Source organism: Leucobacter tardus (genome assembly GCF_017583045.1).
Taxonomy (GTDB): Bacteria; Actinomycetota; Actinomycetes; order Actinomycetales; family Microbacteriaceae; genus Leucobacter; species Leucobacter tardus.
On the sequence record NZ_JAGFBF010000005.1, the window covers coordinates 502,168 to 516,317 of the forward strand.

Sequence of the window (14,150 nt, forward strand, 5' to 3'; positions counted from 1 at the left end):
ATTCGCGGCGTTCCGCGAAATTCTCCCGTTTCCTCACGCTCGCCCGCGCGGGCGCGAGAGCGCGTCGGTCTCAGCCGCGGTATTCCCGCGCATCGCATACGGTGATTGGGTTTCTCCCCGGCCCGGGTGACCCGCACCGGAGGGCCGCGATGCACTGCAGGGCGTAATCAGTAACGAACGCGTAAAGATTAGGTGTGAGCAGCCCCCTTGACAGCTTCGAGCCGAACCGTCAGTGCGGCTGATCCTCCGCTGCACCAGCTTGCATTATTTTCGTCAAGCACAGATAATTTGAGTTCACACGAACGAATCGAGGTGGCAGGTGCGAGGACGCGATCCCGAGACGACACGACCGATCGATGTCCTCTGCATCGGTGAAACGATGGCTCTCGTGGTGCCCGCCGCCGCTGAGCCCGTCGAGAACGCGACGGACTTCCGCCTCGAGGTGGGGGGCGCCGAATCGAACGTCGCATGCCACCTCGCTGCGGCGGGCCACCGAGCCGAGTGGTTCAGCGCTCTCGGCGACGATGCGCTCGGGCGCCGCACGCTCGCGCGGGTCGCCGAGCACGGGGTCGCCACCGGCCGGGTGCGCCTGCATCCGCACGCGCCGACGGGACTCTATGTCAAGGATCCCGGCGCCGGAGTGACGTATTACCGACGGGGTTCTGCGGCGTCGCTTCTCTCCCCCGAGCACCTCACGGGCATCGACTGGGGTGCGGTCCGGATCCTGCATCTCTCCGGAATCACGCCTGCGCTGTCCGACTCGTGCCGCGCACTCGTCGACGCCGCCATCGATGCGGCCCGGGCCGCGGGCACCACCGTCAGCTTCGACGTGAATGATCGCCCGGCACTGTGGCCGGACCGCGCCAGCGCTGCCGAGGTGATCCGCGACATCGCGAACCTCGCCGACATCGTGCTGGTCGGTCGGGACGAGGCCGAAGCACTCTGGAGCGCCGCCACCGCAGAAGAGATTCGAACGCTCTTCCCGAATACCCCGCACCTCATCGTCAAGGACGCCGACATCGAAGCGGTCGAGTTCAGCGCAGCGGGCCGCTGCTCCGTACCCGCACTGCGCGTCGACGTCGTCGAATCCGTCGGAGCGGGCGACGCGTTCGCCGCCGGGTGGCTGCACGGCTTCCTCCGCGACGCATCGCCCGTCGACCGCATCGCGCACGGGCACGCCTTCGCCGCTCGCGCGCTCTCGAGCACCCGTGACGTGCCTGCGCACCGTGAGCACGACACCCCGACCCCTATGGAAGGACCCGCACGATGACCGACACCCCTTCAGCCAGCGACCAGTGGTTCGCAGCGGCATTCGCCCAGGCGCCCATCATGGCGATCCTGCGCGGCATGGGCGTGGAGCGCAGCCTCGAGCTCGCGCACGTCGCCTGGGATCTCGGAATCGACGCCGTGGAGGTGCCGATCCAGTCCGATGAGGATCGCGACTCCCTCGCGGCGGTGGTCGCGGCCGGTCGCGAGCGCGGAAAGCAGGTCGGCGCGGGAACGGTCGTCGACGACGCCACCGTACGTTTCGCCGCCGAAGCCGGCGCCGCCTTCACGGTGAGCCCGGGCTTCGACATCGACGTGGTCCGCGCGAGCGAAGCGGCGGGAATGCCCGCGCTCCCCGGCGTGGCGACGGCGACCGAGGTGCAGCTCGCGCGCCTCGCCGGACTCCGCTGGCTCAAGGCCTTCCCCGCATCCGTCCTCGGCACGGACTGGTTCACCACCATGCGCGGGCCCTTCCCGGACGTGCACTTCATCGCCACGGGCGGGATGAACGCCCGCAACGCACCGCAGTTCTTGCACGCGGGTGTACGCGTGGTCGCAGTGGGTTCGGCCCTCGCCGACCCCGACGAGCTCGCGCGACTCGCCGAGGTGATGCCCCGATGAGCGCGCGCACCGTCACCCCGAACGACAAGTCGTTTCCGCTCGGCCTCGTCGGCCGCGAGATCGACCACCTCGGAGCACCACTCGCCGAGTTCTCCACGCCGATCTTCGTGCTCGAGGCGGACGCCGTGCAGCACAACCTCGACGCGATGGCGTCGTGGACCGAGCGACGCGGCCTCGAACTCATGCCGCACGGCAAGACGACGATGTCCCCCGTGCTCTGGAACCGTCAACTGGCGGCGGGCGCGACCGGCATCACCGTCGCGACCGGATGGCAGGCGGATGTCGCGCTGCGCGCCGGAGTGCCCACCGTGCAGATCGCGAACGCCTGCACCGATGCACACCTCCTCCTGCGCCTCACCGCGTGGCTCGACGCGCACGCGGATCAGGAACTCGTCTGCTGGGCGGATTCCGTCGCGACGATCGACCTCATGGAGCGCGTCCTGCCGGCCGAGTCCCGCATCGGGGTGCTGGTCGAGCTCGGCGCGAGCGGCGGCCGCACCGGTGCCCGGGACGAGGGCGACGCCGTGGCGATCGCCGAGCGCGTCGCCGCTTCCGACCGACTGACACTGCGCGGCGTCGCGGGGTACGAGGGGGCGCTCGCGCACGACCGCTCCCCCGCGGGGCTCGCGTCGGTCGGCGCGTACTGCGACCGTCTCGCCTCGCTCGTGGACCGGGTACGACCGCTCGTCAGCGGCACCCCCTGGGTGACGGCGGGCGGGAGCGCCTTCTTCGACCTGGTCGCCGACAGCTTCTCCGCGGTCCCCGACGTGCGGGCGATCCTGCGCTCCGGCGCCTACCTCGTTCACGACAGCGGGTTCTATCGCGGCATCTCCCCCATCGATCGCTCCCGCGACACCGGAGACGATACCCCGCTCGTGCCCGCGATGTTCGGGTACGCCCGCGTGGTGTCGATCCCCGAGCCCGGGCTGGCACTGCTCGATGCCGGGAAGCGCGACATCCCGTTCGACGAGGGGCTTCCCGTCCCGGTCGGCGTCTCGGATGACCTCGGTGGGCACGCCAGGGGCCTCGAGGCGGAGATCACGGCGCTGAACGACCAGCACACCTTCCTGCGCTGGTCGGGCGCGGCACCGGTCAGGATCGGCGACGTCGTGAAGCTCGGACTCTCGCACCCCTGCACCGCGTTCGACAAGTGGCGGCTCGTGCCGATCGTCGACGCTCACGGCGTCGTGACGGAGGCCGTCGAGACGTTCTTCTGAGCGCGGGTCCGATGACGGCGCGTCTAGCCGCGTCGCACCTCGTCCAAGTAGCCGTAGACCGTCACACGGGACACCCCGAGTCGCGCCGATACCTTGTCGGCAGCCCGCTTGATGTGAAACGCACCGCGTGCTTCCAGCAGGCGCAGCACCTCTATGCGATCGGCCTTGCTCATGCCGGGAGCCGGTTTGCCGACCATGGCGATCGCCTCGGAGATCATGTCGTCGAGCACGCTGGAGACATCGGGACCGACCAGTTCGTGCGGCACCGCGCTCACGGATGACTCCACCCCGGGAAGGAGCGTCGAGATCGCGTTCGCCGCGGTCTGCATCGGAGTCAGGTCGAGGTTGATGCAGAAGGCGGCGATGATGCGCCCCTCGGGATTGCGGTAGTAGACCGACGAGCTGATGAGTTCGCGTCCATCCGAGGTGCGCCCGCGGTATCCGAAAGCGTTGTGATCGGCTTCGGGGTCGCGCAGCACTTCGACGCCGAGGTTCGTCGATGGACCGCCGACGCTTCTGCCGCTGACGTGACCGTTCACGATCGCGTGGACGGAGTGATCGAGGTCGCCGGCACTCAGGTCGTGCAGCACGATCTCGCAGTGATCGCCGACGACCCCGGCGATCGCGTGCATCACGGGCTCGAGGGTGCGACGGGCCTCATCGATGTCGGCGAAGGTGGTGTCGCTGTCGGGCATCAGGCTGGTCACGGGCACTCCGATCTCTGTGTCCGTCCATTCTGCCATGGCACGCGACACCAGTTTCCATAATTTCTGCCAAGCACGTAGAAACCCTGTCAATCTCATGCTACTTTTTCTCTGAACCGGTCGCTGCCGACCGGGACACACCCCTGAGTCAGTTCGGCCGCGCCGCAGCGGTCACCCGAGGAGGCCCCGGTGAACACCACACGAACACGCGTCGAGGTTCGGCGAGCGGAGATCCGCGCATGAGCGCGCCGCAGTCGACGGGCAAGCGTACCCCGCTCACGAAGCAGCAGAAGCGCGCGGTCGCCGGAGGCTCGATCGGCACGCTCATGGAGTACTTCGACTACTACCTCTACGGCCTCGCCGCCGCGGCGGTCTTCCCCGCCATCTTCTTCGCCTCGAACGACCCGTTCCTCGCGCAGATCTACTCGTTCGGCACATTCGCCGTCGGGTTCTTCTTCCGCCCGCTCGGCGGCATCGTGTTCGGGTACATCGGCGATCGGATGGGACGCAAACCTGCGCTCCTCATCACGGTGATCGGGATGGGCCTCACCACCGCGGCCATCGGCCTGATCCCGCCCGAGGCGATGATCGGCGCGACCGCCCCGATCCTGCTCATCGTGCTGCGCTCGTTCCAGGGCCTGTTCGTCGGCGGCGAGATGGGCGGCGCCGCCACGATCGTCGTCGAGCACGCACCGCCGAAGCGACGCGGACTCTTCGGCGCATTCCTCATCTCCGGAGCGGGAATCGCGAACCTCGCATCCGCGGGTGCCATGTCGGCGCTCGGCGCCGGACCCGAGTCCTTCTTCATGACGTGGGGGTGGCGCATCCCGTTCTGGTTCGCGCTCGTCCTCGCCATCATCGCGATTCTGCTGCGGAGCAAGCTCGAGGAGTCCGACGAGTTCAAGTCGCACACGAAGACCCTGCAGGTGCAGGGCGTCAAGCCGAAATCACCGCTCGTCGAGGTGTTCCGCCACCCGAAGAACACGATCCTCGGAATCCTGATCGGCCTCCCCCAGTCGATCGCCGGGTACATCGTGCTCACCTACGGCCTCGCCTTCATCGTCTCGTCAGGCACTGCGGCACAGGTCGGGTTCATCGGCACCATGATCGTCGGATTCCTGCAGATCTTCGTCGCTCCCGCCTACGGCGCACTCTCCGACAAACTTGGGCGTCGAACGGTCTACATCGCAGGCTGCATCGGCTTCGCGATTCTGATCTGGCCGACGTTCCTGCTCTACGAGACCCACAACCAGTGGCTCATCTGGCTCGGCATGATCATCGGCTTCGTGATCCCCGGCGTCGCGATGCAGGGGACGCTCCACACGATGCTCACGGAAATGTTCGATGTCGAGCAGCGCATCACCGGCGTGAACATCGGCTACCAGCTCTCGAACACCCTCGGCGGCGGTCTGGCGCCGCTCATCGCGACGGCGCTGGTCGGCTGGGCGAGCGGATCCTTCTGGCCCGTCGCCGTGTACGCCGGCGTGATCTGCCTCATCGGCGCGGTGACCACCGCGGCGGCGACGATCCGCCCGGCCACCGAAGACGCGGGCCGCATCCACGAACTGAAGCTGGACAGCAAGTGACGCGGGTCCTCATCAGCGGTGGGCTCGTCGTCGACGGCGAGTCCGCCGCCCCCGTGCGGGCCGATGTCCTCATCGAGGGCGACCGGATCGTCGCGGTCTCCGTGCAGCATCTGACCGTGGGCCCCGACGACACGGTCATCGACGCCACCGATCGATTGGTGCTGCCGGGGTTCATCGACGCCCACGCGCACGCAGAGGGTGCCGTGTTCGATCCCGAGGTGCAGCTCGCACTGTTGCGGCAGGGCATCACCACCGTGATCGGCGGCCAGGACGGCGTCTCGTACGCCCCCGGCGACGGCCGCTACGCCTCCGAGTACTTCGCGGCGATCAACGGCCCGCATCCGACGTACCGCGGAAGTCGCGTCGCCGACCTGCTGCGCACGTACGACGGCGAGATCCCCCTCGGCGTCGCCTACGTGGTCCCCGCCGGAACCGTCCGCCACGAGGTGATGGGAGCCGATCAGCGGCAGGCGACGCCCGATGAGCGCGCGCGAATGGTCACCCTGGTCCGCGAGGCGCTCGACGACGGCGCGGTCGGGCTCTCCACGGGCCTCGACTACGTGCCCGGCATCTTCGCCGATGCCGATGAGATCGCAGCGCTCTGCGCGCCCCTGGCGGACGCGGGACTCCCCTACGTCACCCACATGCGCGGCGGGTACGAGGACAACGCCGAATTCGGTGTCGACGAGGTCGCGCGCATCGGTCGTGCAGCCGGGGTGCCGGTGCACATCTCCCACTTCCACACCCCTGCGGACGAGGCATGGCGCCTCATGGACCGGCTCGCGGCGGAGGGTGTGAGCGCCACCTTCGACGCGTACCCCTACACCCGCGGCTCCTCGATCCTCGGCATGACGATGCTTCCGCCCGAGATGAACGCCGCTCCGGTCGCCGAGACCGTCGCCGCACTCGGGGACCCCGACGTACGGGAGCATCTGCGTCGCGACTGGTTCCCCCGCGTTGCGCGCAACCCGAGCCTCGGGCCGGAGTGGCCCGACCTCGTCACGCTCGCGCACACGGCCGCCGAGGACTGGGCATGGGCCCACGGCCGCACCCTCGCCGAGATCGGCGACGCTCGCGGCACCGATCCCATCGACGCCGCACTCGACGTCCTCGCCGCCGCACGCCTGAACGCGAACGTCGTCATGGCGGTGCGCAATCAGCGCCCCGTCGCCGATCTCGGACGCCTGATCGCGCACCCAGCGCACATCGGCGGATCCGACGGGATCTTCATCGGCGCGCATCCGCATCCGCGGGCCAGGGGCACCTTCGCGACGTACCTCGCGACCTACGTCAGGGACCACGCCTACCTCGACTGGGCCGAAGCCGTCAGCCACCTCTCCACGCGCCCGGCGGACCGGTTCCAGCTGGGCGCTCGCGGTAGACTCCGACCCGGCAGCATCGCCGACATTGCGATCGTGGACCCCGAGCGCGTGCGCGACACCGCGACCTACGCGGAGCCGACGGAACTCGCCGTGGGCATCGATGACGTGCTCGTCGCCGGCCGCCCGGTGCTCATGAACGGACGGCTCACCGGAGCGCGACCGGGCGGCGGGATCCGAGCGGACGCGAGCCACCGGCGATCCCTGAACTGACGTGAACGACCATCACCACCACCACCATCGAGAGGGAGAACACATGACCCACGTGACCAAGCAAGCCATTCAGACGAGCGACGCGCCCCAGCCGGCCGGCCCCTACAGTCAGGGGATCCTGAGCGGAGACCTGCTCTTCACCGCCGGTTTCGGCCCGCAGGACCCGCAGACGGGTGAGAAGGCCGACAACGTCGCCGATCAGACCCGTCAGACCCTCCGCAACGTGCAGGCGGTCCTCGCCCAGCACGGTGCGACCCTCGACGACGCTCTCAAGGTGACGGTGCACCTGTCGGATCTCGCGAACTTCGACGAGTTCAACACAGCGTACCGCGAGTTCTTCTCGGAGCCGTACCCGGTGCGCACGACCGTCGGGTCGCAGCTCGCGAACATCCTGGTCGAGATCGACCTCGTCGCGCGCGTCAGCGCATAAGCCGAGGAATTCCGGCGACCGAGCGCCCGGGTGATCCGCTGCACGCGGACCCCGGGCGCTCGCGTACGATCAGACGGCGATGCCGATCACGAGGGCGATGATCCCGAGCGCGGGAACGACCCCTTGCTTCAACGCCGCACCGCGCTTCTCGGGGCTCGACAGCAGCAGGACGAGGCTCGCGGCGACCATCGACCCCGCGCCGACGAACACGAGCGCGGCGCCCACGGGAGCACTCCCGACGGCGAATGCGATGATCCCGACGAAGACCGTCACCGCGAGGAACAGGTTGTAGAACCCCTGGTTGAACGCCAGCTCGCGCGTGGCCTCGGCCTCGCTCTCGGAGGTGCCGAACGTCGCGCGGCCGCGCGGCGAGGTCCAGGCGAACGACTCGAGGAAGAAGATGTAGACGTGCACCAGGGCGGCAAGCCCCGTGAGCACCAGTCCGGCGATGATCATGAGCCCAGCATAGGCGTCCTTCCCCCGACGGATCCGGAGCCCAGAGTCGGATCGCTCGCTCACTCCCAGAGCTCGGCGACGCGCACCGCCCGGCCGAGCACCCGTTCAGCGACCCGGTGCCCCGAGCAGAGCGCCCCGGTGACGGTGGCGGGGTCCTCCGCCCAGGTCGCCTCACCCGCGAGGTGCAGGGCGCCGGCGCCCAGCGGTTCCGCGAGGGTCTCGCGATCCTCCGTGCGCGCGCCGACGGACTTGTAGGCATAGGATCCCCGTGCGAACGGATCGTCCTGCCAGCGAGTGACGGTGATCGCGTCCGGATCCTCGACCGCGTCCCCGTAGATCTCGCGCAGCGCCTCCAGCACGGACTCCTGGAGTTGCGCATCCGACCAGTCCCGAGTGGCGATGGCGCACGGCCCGGCCGCGAAGGTGAGCAGCGTCGGCGCGCCGTGCACCTCGGTGAGGTCGTACCAGGAGTGCCACCAGTCCGCCGCCGGCCCCTGGCGCCGGATCACCGAGACGTCACGGTCCCAGAACCGGCTGGGGAACTGCAGGAAGATCTTCTCGAACGCGTTCATCTCGAGACCCGCCAGTGCCGCGGCGTGCGTCTCGGGCAGCGGAGGCGCGAGAACGAAACCGTCCGATCGGAGCACGCCGACCGGCACGGTCGCGATCGCGCGCGCTGCCGAGACGTCGCCGTCATCGGTGTGCGCGATGACCCCGTCGGCGCCCCAGTCCACGCGTCGCACCGCGCGCGCGAGCCGGACATCGAGGCCCTTCACGAGGTGCTGTGCGAGTGCATCGTAGCCCAGTGGGAACACGACCTCGTCCCCCTCGATCGTGTCATCGTCGAGTCCGTGCGCGTCCAGCAGATCGGCGCTCACCCCGTACTGCTCCTCCGATCGATGGCGCACGAACTCGCGCACGCGCTCCGCACGATCCGCACCCCAGGCGAGCTCGCGCAGCGCCGCGTCCACGGCGTCGGCGTACGAGGCGCCATGCGCCGACGCGGCGATCGTTCTCGCGAGGACCACGTCGAACGACTGCACATCCGTGACGAATGCCTTGGTTGCGGACCTGTTGAGACGTTTGCCGCCCGGTCCGAAGTAGACCATCGGCCTGCCTCCCGGCTGGTAGCTTCCGACCGTGAACTCGACCGTCGGCATGCCGAACGCCTGTGCGGCGTCGGCGAGCGGGTTTCCGTCGACGCCGTGGATCCATGACGCCCCGAGATCCGTCGCCCGGCCGTGGGTGCGCTCCGTGTGGACGCGTCCGCCGACGCGATCCCGAGCCTCGAGGACCACCACCCGCTGCCCCGCTCGGGCCAGGAGTCTCGCGGCGGTGAGTCCTGCGACCCCCGCCCCGATGACGACGGTGTCGATCCGCTGCTCGTGCTCGTTCCCGGTGCGCGCCATGCTTCAGCGTACCTCGGTACGCGCGTTCCGGTCGGATCCACTTGAGCTTATCATCCGATGTTAGTTAGGCTGCCCTTGGTCACCGGATCGCCCGGTGCACTCGACGAAAAGGTGACGATGTCCGCTGCTGCTCTCCGCCGTTCCCTCCTCGCTCCCGCCGCGATCGCCGTCGGCGCGCTTCTCCTCGCGGGGTGCAGCGGATCCGCTCCGGCATCGGGAGGCGCCGCGGACGACAGCGCCGAAACGCACGAGGTCGCACACGCGAGAGGCACCGCGTCCGTGCCCGTCGCTCCGGAGCGCGTCGTGACTCTCGAACCGCTGGAACTCGACACGGCGGTCGCGCTCGGCGTCACTCCCGTCGGCACAGCGGTCGCGAGCAATGTCGCCGATGTGCCCGCGTACCTCGAGGTCTCCGGAGTGGAACCGGTCGGCACCGTCCCCGAACCCGACTTGGAGGCCATCGCCGCGCTCGAACCCGACCTGATCCTGGGCACCGAGTCCCGGCACTCCGCCCTCTACGACCAGCTCGACGCTATCGCCCCGACGGTGTTCATCGAGAATCACGCCGATGCGTGGCGCGACAATGCGGCGGTCATCGGCGAGGCCCTCGGACAACCGGACGCCGTCGCGTCCCTGCTCGACGAGGTCGATGAGCGCTGCGCGACGATCGCCGAGACGCACGATGTGGAAGGCGAGACGGCGAACCTCATCCGACCCCGAGACGAGACCACGCTGAGCCTCTACGGACCCACCTCGTTCGCGGGCAGCCTGCTGCAGTGCGCCGGTTACACGATCCCCGACCAGGTCTGGGAGGACGGCCTCCAGGCCGACATCTCACCCGAGAACATCGCAGACGCGCGCGCCGATGAGGTGTTCGTCACGACGGACGACGTCTCCGACGCGTCCACGGTCCCGAGCGCGATCACGCAGAACGACGACGCCTTCCCCGACGTCACACTGGTGGACACGAGCACGTGGGTCGCCGGCGTCGGCCCGAAGGGTGCGCACGCGGTGCTCGACGACATCGAGGCCTTCCTCGACGCGCGGCAGTGACCGCCGCTGCTGCTCCTGGCCTCGCTCCAGGCCCCGACGCGGCACCCGCTCCGGCCCGCGAGCGCGTGCCGCGTGCCGCGTCGGCCAGGCGTACGATGATCGGCGCCGGCGCACTGCTGATCGCGCTGGTCGGTGCCGGTGCGCTCTCGCTCATGATCGGGGCGAACCCGCTCGGCTGGGACCAGGTGCGCGACGCCCTGCGGGGATCCGGCACGACGGAAACCGCCTACATCGTGCTTGATCTCCGGATCCCGCGGACCGTCGCCGCCGTCGTCGCCGGGGCGGCGCTCGGTGTCGCCGGCGCCCTCATCCAGGCGTTCACGCGCAACCCGCTCGCGGACCCGGGGATCCTCGGCGTCAACTCCGGGGCCGCGCTCGCGATCGCGCTCGGCGTCGCCGTCTTCGGTCTGCGCGACGCCTCCGCCTTCGTGTGGCCGGCGTTCGCGGGGGCGCTCTGCGTCACCGTCGCCGTGTATCTGATCGGTTCTTCCGGGCGCGGTGCCGCCGACCCGCTGCGCCTCACACTCGCGGGAGTCGCCCTCGGCGCCGTGTTCTCGGGCATCACGACGGGCATGACCCTCAGCGATCCCGACGCCTTCGACTCGATGCGCAGCTGGAACGCCGGATCCGTGCTCGGACGCGGATTGGAGGTCACCGGAACGGTCGCCCCCTTCATCGTGATCGGGCTCCTGCTCGCGTTCGTGCTCGCTCCCGGACTCAATGCGCTGGCGCTCGGGGACGATGTCGCGCGGGCCCAGGGCGCGCGGGTCCTCGGGATTCGATGGGGCGTGATCGCGGCCGTCACCCTGCTCGCGGGATCCGCCACCGCACTCGCGGGTCCCATCGCGTTCGTCGGCCTCATGGTGCCCCACATCGTGCGCTGGATCTTCGGCGTGGACCAGCGCCTCATCATCGTGTTCTCCGCGCTTCTCGCCCCCGTGCTCGTGCTGCTCTCCGACATGCTGGGGCGCGTCATCATCGCGCCGGCCGAGGTGCCGGTGGGTATCGTCACGGCGTTCGTCGGCGCGCCGATCCTGATCGTGCTGGCGCGGCGCAGACGGGCGAGCGCGCTGTGAGCGGCCTCCCCGTTCCCCACCTCGGCCACGGCCTCGACGTCGGCTACCGACGCTGCACGGTCCGCGTGGGCCGGGCCGTGTGGTCCTGGCGTCTCCGCAGCGTCGTGTGCGGCGTCGCGCTCGTGATCCTCATCGCCGCCGTCGCCGTGTGCTCCCTGGGTTTCGGAACGTACCCGGTCGCACCCGGCACCGTCATCGAGGTGCTGCGCGGCGGCGGCGACGCCATGGATCGCACCGTGGTCTGGGACTGGCGGTTGCCGCGCGCGATCGCGGCGATCTCGATGGGCGCCCTGCTCGCCATCGCCGGCGCACTATTCCAGACGGCGACCCGCAACCCGCTCGCGAGCCCCGATGTGCTCGGCCTCTCGAATGGAGCGTTCAGCGGAATGCTGCTCACGCTCGCCCTGGTGTCGGCGAGCTGGCAGGCGCGAACACTCGGGGCGCTCGCGGGCGGGGCACTGACCGCCGCACTCATCTGGGTACTGTCCGTCCGAGGCGGCATTCAGGGCTTCCGGCTCATCATCGTGGGCATCGGGGTGTCGGCGATGTTCGCCTCGCTGAACACCTGGCTGCTGCTGCAGGTCGAACTCGAGACGGCGATGTTCGCCTCCGCGTGGGGCGCCGGATCGCTCAACGGAGTGACCGCCGGTCCCCTTGCGGGTGCGCTCGTCTGCGCCGCGCCATTCGTCGTGGGAGCGGCGATACTCGCCCCGCGTCTGCGGCAGCTCGACCTCGGCGACGACGTCGCGGCGGCGACCGGGGTGCGCGCGCACGTCGTGCGCACGCTGGCTCTGCTCTGCGGCGTCGCCCTCGTCTCCGCCGCGACCACGGTCGTCGGCCCGGTCGCGTTCATCGCGCTCGCGGCGCCGCAGATCGCTCGCCGGTGCGCCGCGACACCGCACCTCTCCCTCGCACTCTCGGCGCTCACGGGCGCCGTCCTGCTCGCCGCCTCGGACCTCGTCGCCCAGCATGTGCTGCCCGCCTCGCTGCCCGTCGGCGTCGTCACGGTGTCCGTCGGCGGCACGTACCTCGTCCTCATGATCATTCTGGAGATCCGCCGCCGTGTCTGACCTCACCCTCACCGACGGACCGCGCCTTTGGGCTGAGCGGCTCACCCTGACGTACGACCGCACCGAGGTCATCGGCGACCTCTCGGTCGCGGTCCCTCCCGGTTCGTTCACCGTCATCATCGGCCCGAACGCCTGCGGCAAGTCGACGCTGCTGCGCGGGCTCTCGCGACTCATGACGCCTGCCCGCGGTTCCGTCGTGCTCGACGGGCGCGCGATCAGCGCCTACTCGGCGAAAGAGGTAGCCCGTCGTCTGGGCCTGCTGCCGCAGAGCGCGATCGCGCCCGACGGGATCACCGTCGCCGACCTCGTGTCGCGCGGACGGTTTCCGCATCAGCATCTCATTCGGCGCTGGACCGATGCGGACGAGCAGGCGGTGATCGAAGCACTCGAGGCCACCGGAACGCGAGAGCTCTCCGCACGACCCGTCGACGCGCTCTCCGGCGGTCAGCGGCAGCGGGTCTGGGTGGCCATGGTGCTCGCCCAGCAGACGGACCTGCTCCTGCTCGACGAGCCAACGACCTTCCTCGATGTCACCCACCAGGTCGAACTCATGGAACTCTTCGCGTCGCTCAACGCGGCGGGACGCACCGTCGTCGCGGTGCTGCACGATCTCAACCAGGCCGCACGCTATGCGAGTCACGTGATCGCGATGCGCGACGGCAGTATCATCGCCGAGGGCCCTCCGTCCGAGGTCGTGACGAGCGACCGCGTGCGCGAGGTGTTCGGCCTCGACAACGTCGTCATTCCCGACCCCGTGACGGGAGGACCCCTGGTCGTCCCGCTCGGAGGAGTCTCGCACCGAGAGGAGCGATCATGACCACTCCACGTCCCTGGGCCTACAGCGCCTTCCGCGTCGAGGTGCGCGCCCGACGTCAGCTGAGCCCGCGGTTTCTCCGACTGACGTTCGGCGGGCCCGATCTGCGGCACTTCGCCCCCTGGGGCGCTGATCAACGGATCAAACTCTTCCTGCCGATGGCCGACGGCTCCGTCCCGGAGTTCGGCCTGCTCGACGATCCGACGCCGCACCCCTCCGAGTGGTACGCCAGGTGGCGCGCGCTGCCCGAGGACGCGCGCAACGTGCTGCGGACCTACACGCCCGCCGCGATCCGCCCGGAGGCCCGGGAGATCGACGTCGACTTCTTCCTGCACACCCCTGCAGGGCCCGCCTCCGCCTGGGCGATCGACGCCACGATCGGGGAATCACTCGTCCTGACCGGGCCCGACGTGCGCATGGGCTACACCGGGTACGGTCTGCACTGGAAGCCGGGTGACGCGCGACGCTTCCTCCTCGTGGCGGATGAGACGGCGTACCCGGCGGCGCGCAACATTCTGGCGACGCTCCCCGCCGACGCCGACATCGACCTGCTGATCGAGGTCGATGACGCGGCCGATGAAATCCTCTCCCGGTCGGCACCCGCAGGTGCGCGCGTCGCGGTGGCGCAGCGCGGCGCACTCGAGGAGTCCGGTGTGGAACGAGCGGCGCGCGCGTGGACGGCTCGGAACGGGGCCCGTGCTGCCAAAGATCCGCGCTTCTTCGCCTGGATCGCCGGGGAGGCGGGGTCGACGACCCGGATCCGTCGCATGCTTACCGGTGAAGCGGGGATCCCGAAGGATCGCGTCGCGTTTCTCGGGTACTGGCGGACCGGTGGTGCGCTCGTCGACTGAGCCGC

General features: G+C 69.7%; 14 protein-coding genes. 11 read left to right on the top strand and 3 right to left on the bottom strand.

Annotation, left to right across the window (positions count from 1 at the left end; genetic code table 11):
• The first annotated feature begins 319 nt into the window (after positions 1 to 319).
• From J4H85_RS09355 to J4H85_RS09365, 3 genes are read left to right on the top strand one after another with little or no spacing between them, the layout of a single operon-like run.
• On the top strand, positions 320 to 1,270 hold the full coding sequence (locus J4H85_RS09355) for a sugar kinase (RefSeq protein WP_307863576.1): 951 nt from the start codon (positions 320 to 322) through the stop codon (positions 1,268 to 1,270).
• Positions 1,267 to 1,887: a bifunctional 4-hydroxy-2-oxoglutarate aldolase/2-dehydro-3-deoxy-phosphogluconate aldolase gene (locus J4H85_RS09360; RefSeq protein ID WP_208239008.1), complete on the top strand. Its 621-nt coding sequence runs from the start codon at positions 1,267 to 1,269 to the stop codon at positions 1,885 to 1,887. Before J4H85_RS09355 ends, J4H85_RS09360 begins: the two co-directional genes overlap by 4 nt.
• Positions 1,884 to 3,104: a type III PLP-dependent enzyme domain-containing protein gene (locus J4H85_RS09365; protein WP_208239010.1), complete on the top strand. Its 1,221-nt coding sequence runs from the start codon at positions 1,884 to 1,886 to the stop codon at positions 3,102 to 3,104. Before J4H85_RS09360 ends, J4H85_RS09365 begins: the two co-directional genes overlap by 4 nt.
• A gap of 23 nt (positions 3,105 to 3,127) precedes the next feature.
• Here the strand turns inward: J4H85_RS09365 and J4H85_RS09370 are convergent, their stop codons facing one another.
• Positions 3,128 to 3,847 carry a helix-turn-helix transcriptional regulator gene (locus J4H85_RS09370; protein WP_208239011.1) on the bottom strand — a complete coding sequence of 240 codons (720 nt, stop codon included), beginning with the start codon at positions 3,845 to 3,847 and terminating at the stop codon, positions 3,128 to 3,130.
• A 200-nt stretch (positions 3,848 to 4,047) separates the two neighbouring features.
• Between J4H85_RS09370 and J4H85_RS09375 the strand changes: the two genes are divergently transcribed.
• From J4H85_RS09375 to J4H85_RS09385, 3 genes are read left to right on the top strand one after another with little or no spacing between them, the layout of a single operon-like run.
• A complete protein-coding gene (locus tag J4H85_RS09375; protein WP_208239013.1) occupies positions 4,048 to 5,394 on the top strand; it encodes an MFS transporter in 1,347 nt (448 codons plus the stop codon).
• Positions 5,391 to 6,986 carry an N-acyl-D-amino-acid deacylase family protein gene (locus tag J4H85_RS09380; protein ID WP_208239015.1) on the top strand — a complete coding sequence of 532 codons (1,596 nt, stop codon included), beginning with the start codon at positions 5,391 to 5,393 and terminating at the stop codon, positions 6,984 to 6,986. Before J4H85_RS09375 ends, J4H85_RS09380 begins: the two co-directional genes overlap by 4 nt.
• Before the next feature lie 43 nt (positions 6,987 to 7,029).
• Entirely contained in the window at positions 7,030 to 7,416 is a 387-nt protein-coding gene (locus J4H85_RS09385) for a RidA family protein (RefSeq protein WP_208239017.1), read from the top strand.
• 69 nt (positions 7,417 to 7,485) lie between these two features.
• Here the strand turns inward: J4H85_RS09385 and J4H85_RS09390 are convergent, their stop codons facing one another.
• Together J4H85_RS09390 and J4H85_RS09395 are read right to left on the bottom strand one after the other, a co-directional pair.
• Positions 7,486 to 7,872, bottom strand: coding sequence for a DUF1304 domain-containing protein (locus J4H85_RS09390; RefSeq protein WP_208239019.1), 387 nt, complete (start codon positions 7,870 to 7,872; stop codon positions 7,486 to 7,488).
• A 59-nt stretch (positions 7,873 to 7,931) separates the two neighbouring features.
• Positions 7,932 to 9,281 (bottom strand): flavin monoamine oxidase family protein, encoded by a 1,350-nt coding sequence (locus J4H85_RS09395; protein ID WP_208239021.1) that lies wholly within the window; start codon positions 9,279 to 9,281, stop codon positions 7,932 to 7,934.
• A gap of 117 nt (positions 9,282 to 9,398) precedes the next feature.
• Here J4H85_RS09395 and J4H85_RS09400 point away from each other — a divergent pair, with 117 nt between their 5' ends.
• Genes J4H85_RS09400 through J4H85_RS09420 form a run of 5 tightly spaced genes read left to right on the top strand, consistent with a single transcriptional unit; the run spans position 9,399 to position 14,145 of the window.
• On the top strand, positions 9,399 to 10,334 hold the full coding sequence (locus J4H85_RS09400; protein WP_208239024.1) for an ABC transporter substrate-binding protein: 936 nt from the start codon (positions 9,399 to 9,401) through the stop codon (positions 10,332 to 10,334).
• Positions 10,331 to 11,410 carry an iron chelate uptake ABC transporter family permease subunit gene (locus J4H85_RS09405; protein WP_307863577.1) on the top strand — a complete coding sequence of 360 codons (1,080 nt, stop codon included), beginning with the start codon at positions 10,331 to 10,333 and terminating at the stop codon, positions 11,408 to 11,410. The genes J4H85_RS09400 and J4H85_RS09405 overlap by 4 nt, the downstream gene beginning before the upstream one ends.
• On the top strand, positions 11,407 to 12,480 hold the full coding sequence (locus J4H85_RS09410; protein ID WP_208239026.1) for a FecCD family ABC transporter permease: 1,074 nt from the start codon (positions 11,407 to 11,409) through the stop codon (positions 12,478 to 12,480). The genes J4H85_RS09405 and J4H85_RS09410 overlap by 4 nt, the downstream gene beginning before the upstream one ends.
• The gene (locus J4H85_RS09415; RefSeq protein WP_208239027.1) at positions 12,473 to 13,297 is read left to right on the top strand and encodes an ABC transporter ATP-binding protein; all 825 of its coding nucleotides are present in this window, start codon (positions 12,473 to 12,475) and stop codon (positions 13,295 to 13,297) included. The genes J4H85_RS09410 and J4H85_RS09415 overlap by 8 nt, the downstream gene beginning before the upstream one ends.
• Positions 13,294 to 14,145 (top strand): siderophore-interacting protein, encoded by an 852-nt coding sequence (locus J4H85_RS09420; protein WP_208239028.1) that lies wholly within the window; start codon positions 13,294 to 13,296, stop codon positions 14,143 to 14,145. Before J4H85_RS09415 ends, J4H85_RS09420 begins: the two co-directional genes overlap by 4 nt.
• The last annotated feature ends 5 nt before the right edge of the window (positions 14,146 to 14,150 follow it).

Excerpts from the sequence above, each read along its gene's own strand:
- J4H85_RS09375 (WP_208239013.1), top strand. The coding sequence starts at position 4,048 with ATGAGCGCGCCGCAGTCGACGGGCAAGCGTACCCCGCTCACGAAGCAG.
- J4H85_RS09360 (WP_208239008.1), top strand. The coding sequence starts at position 1,267 with ATGACCGACACCCCTTCAGCCAGCGACCAGTGGTTCGCAGCGGCATTC.
- J4H85_RS09365 (WP_208239010.1), top strand. The coding sequence starts at position 1,884 with ATGAGCGCGCGCACCGTCACCCCGAACGACAAGTCGTTTCCGCTCGGC.
- J4H85_RS09390 (WP_208239019.1), bottom strand. The coding sequence starts at position 7,872 with ATGATCATCGCCGGACTGGTGCTCACGGGGCTTGCCGCCCTGGTGCAC.
- J4H85_RS09395 (WP_208239021.1), bottom strand. The coding sequence starts at position 9,281 with ATGGCGCGCACCGGGAACGAGCACGAGCAGCGGATCGACACCGTCGTC.
- J4H85_RS09370 (WP_208239011.1), bottom strand. The coding sequence starts at position 3,847 with ATGGCAGAATGGACGGACACAGAGATCGGAGTGCCCGTGACCAGCCTG.
- J4H85_RS09400 (WP_208239024.1), top strand. The coding sequence starts at position 9,399 with ATGTCCGCTGCTGCTCTCCGCCGTTCCCTCCTCGCTCCCGCCGCGATC.
- J4H85_RS09420 (WP_208239028.1), top strand. The coding sequence starts at position 13,294 with ATGACCACTCCACGTCCCTGGGCCTACAGCGCCTTCCGCGTCGAGGTG.
- J4H85_RS09385 (WP_208239017.1), top strand. The coding sequence starts at position 7,030 with ATGACCCACGTGACCAAGCAAGCCATTCAGACGAGCGACGCGCCCCAG.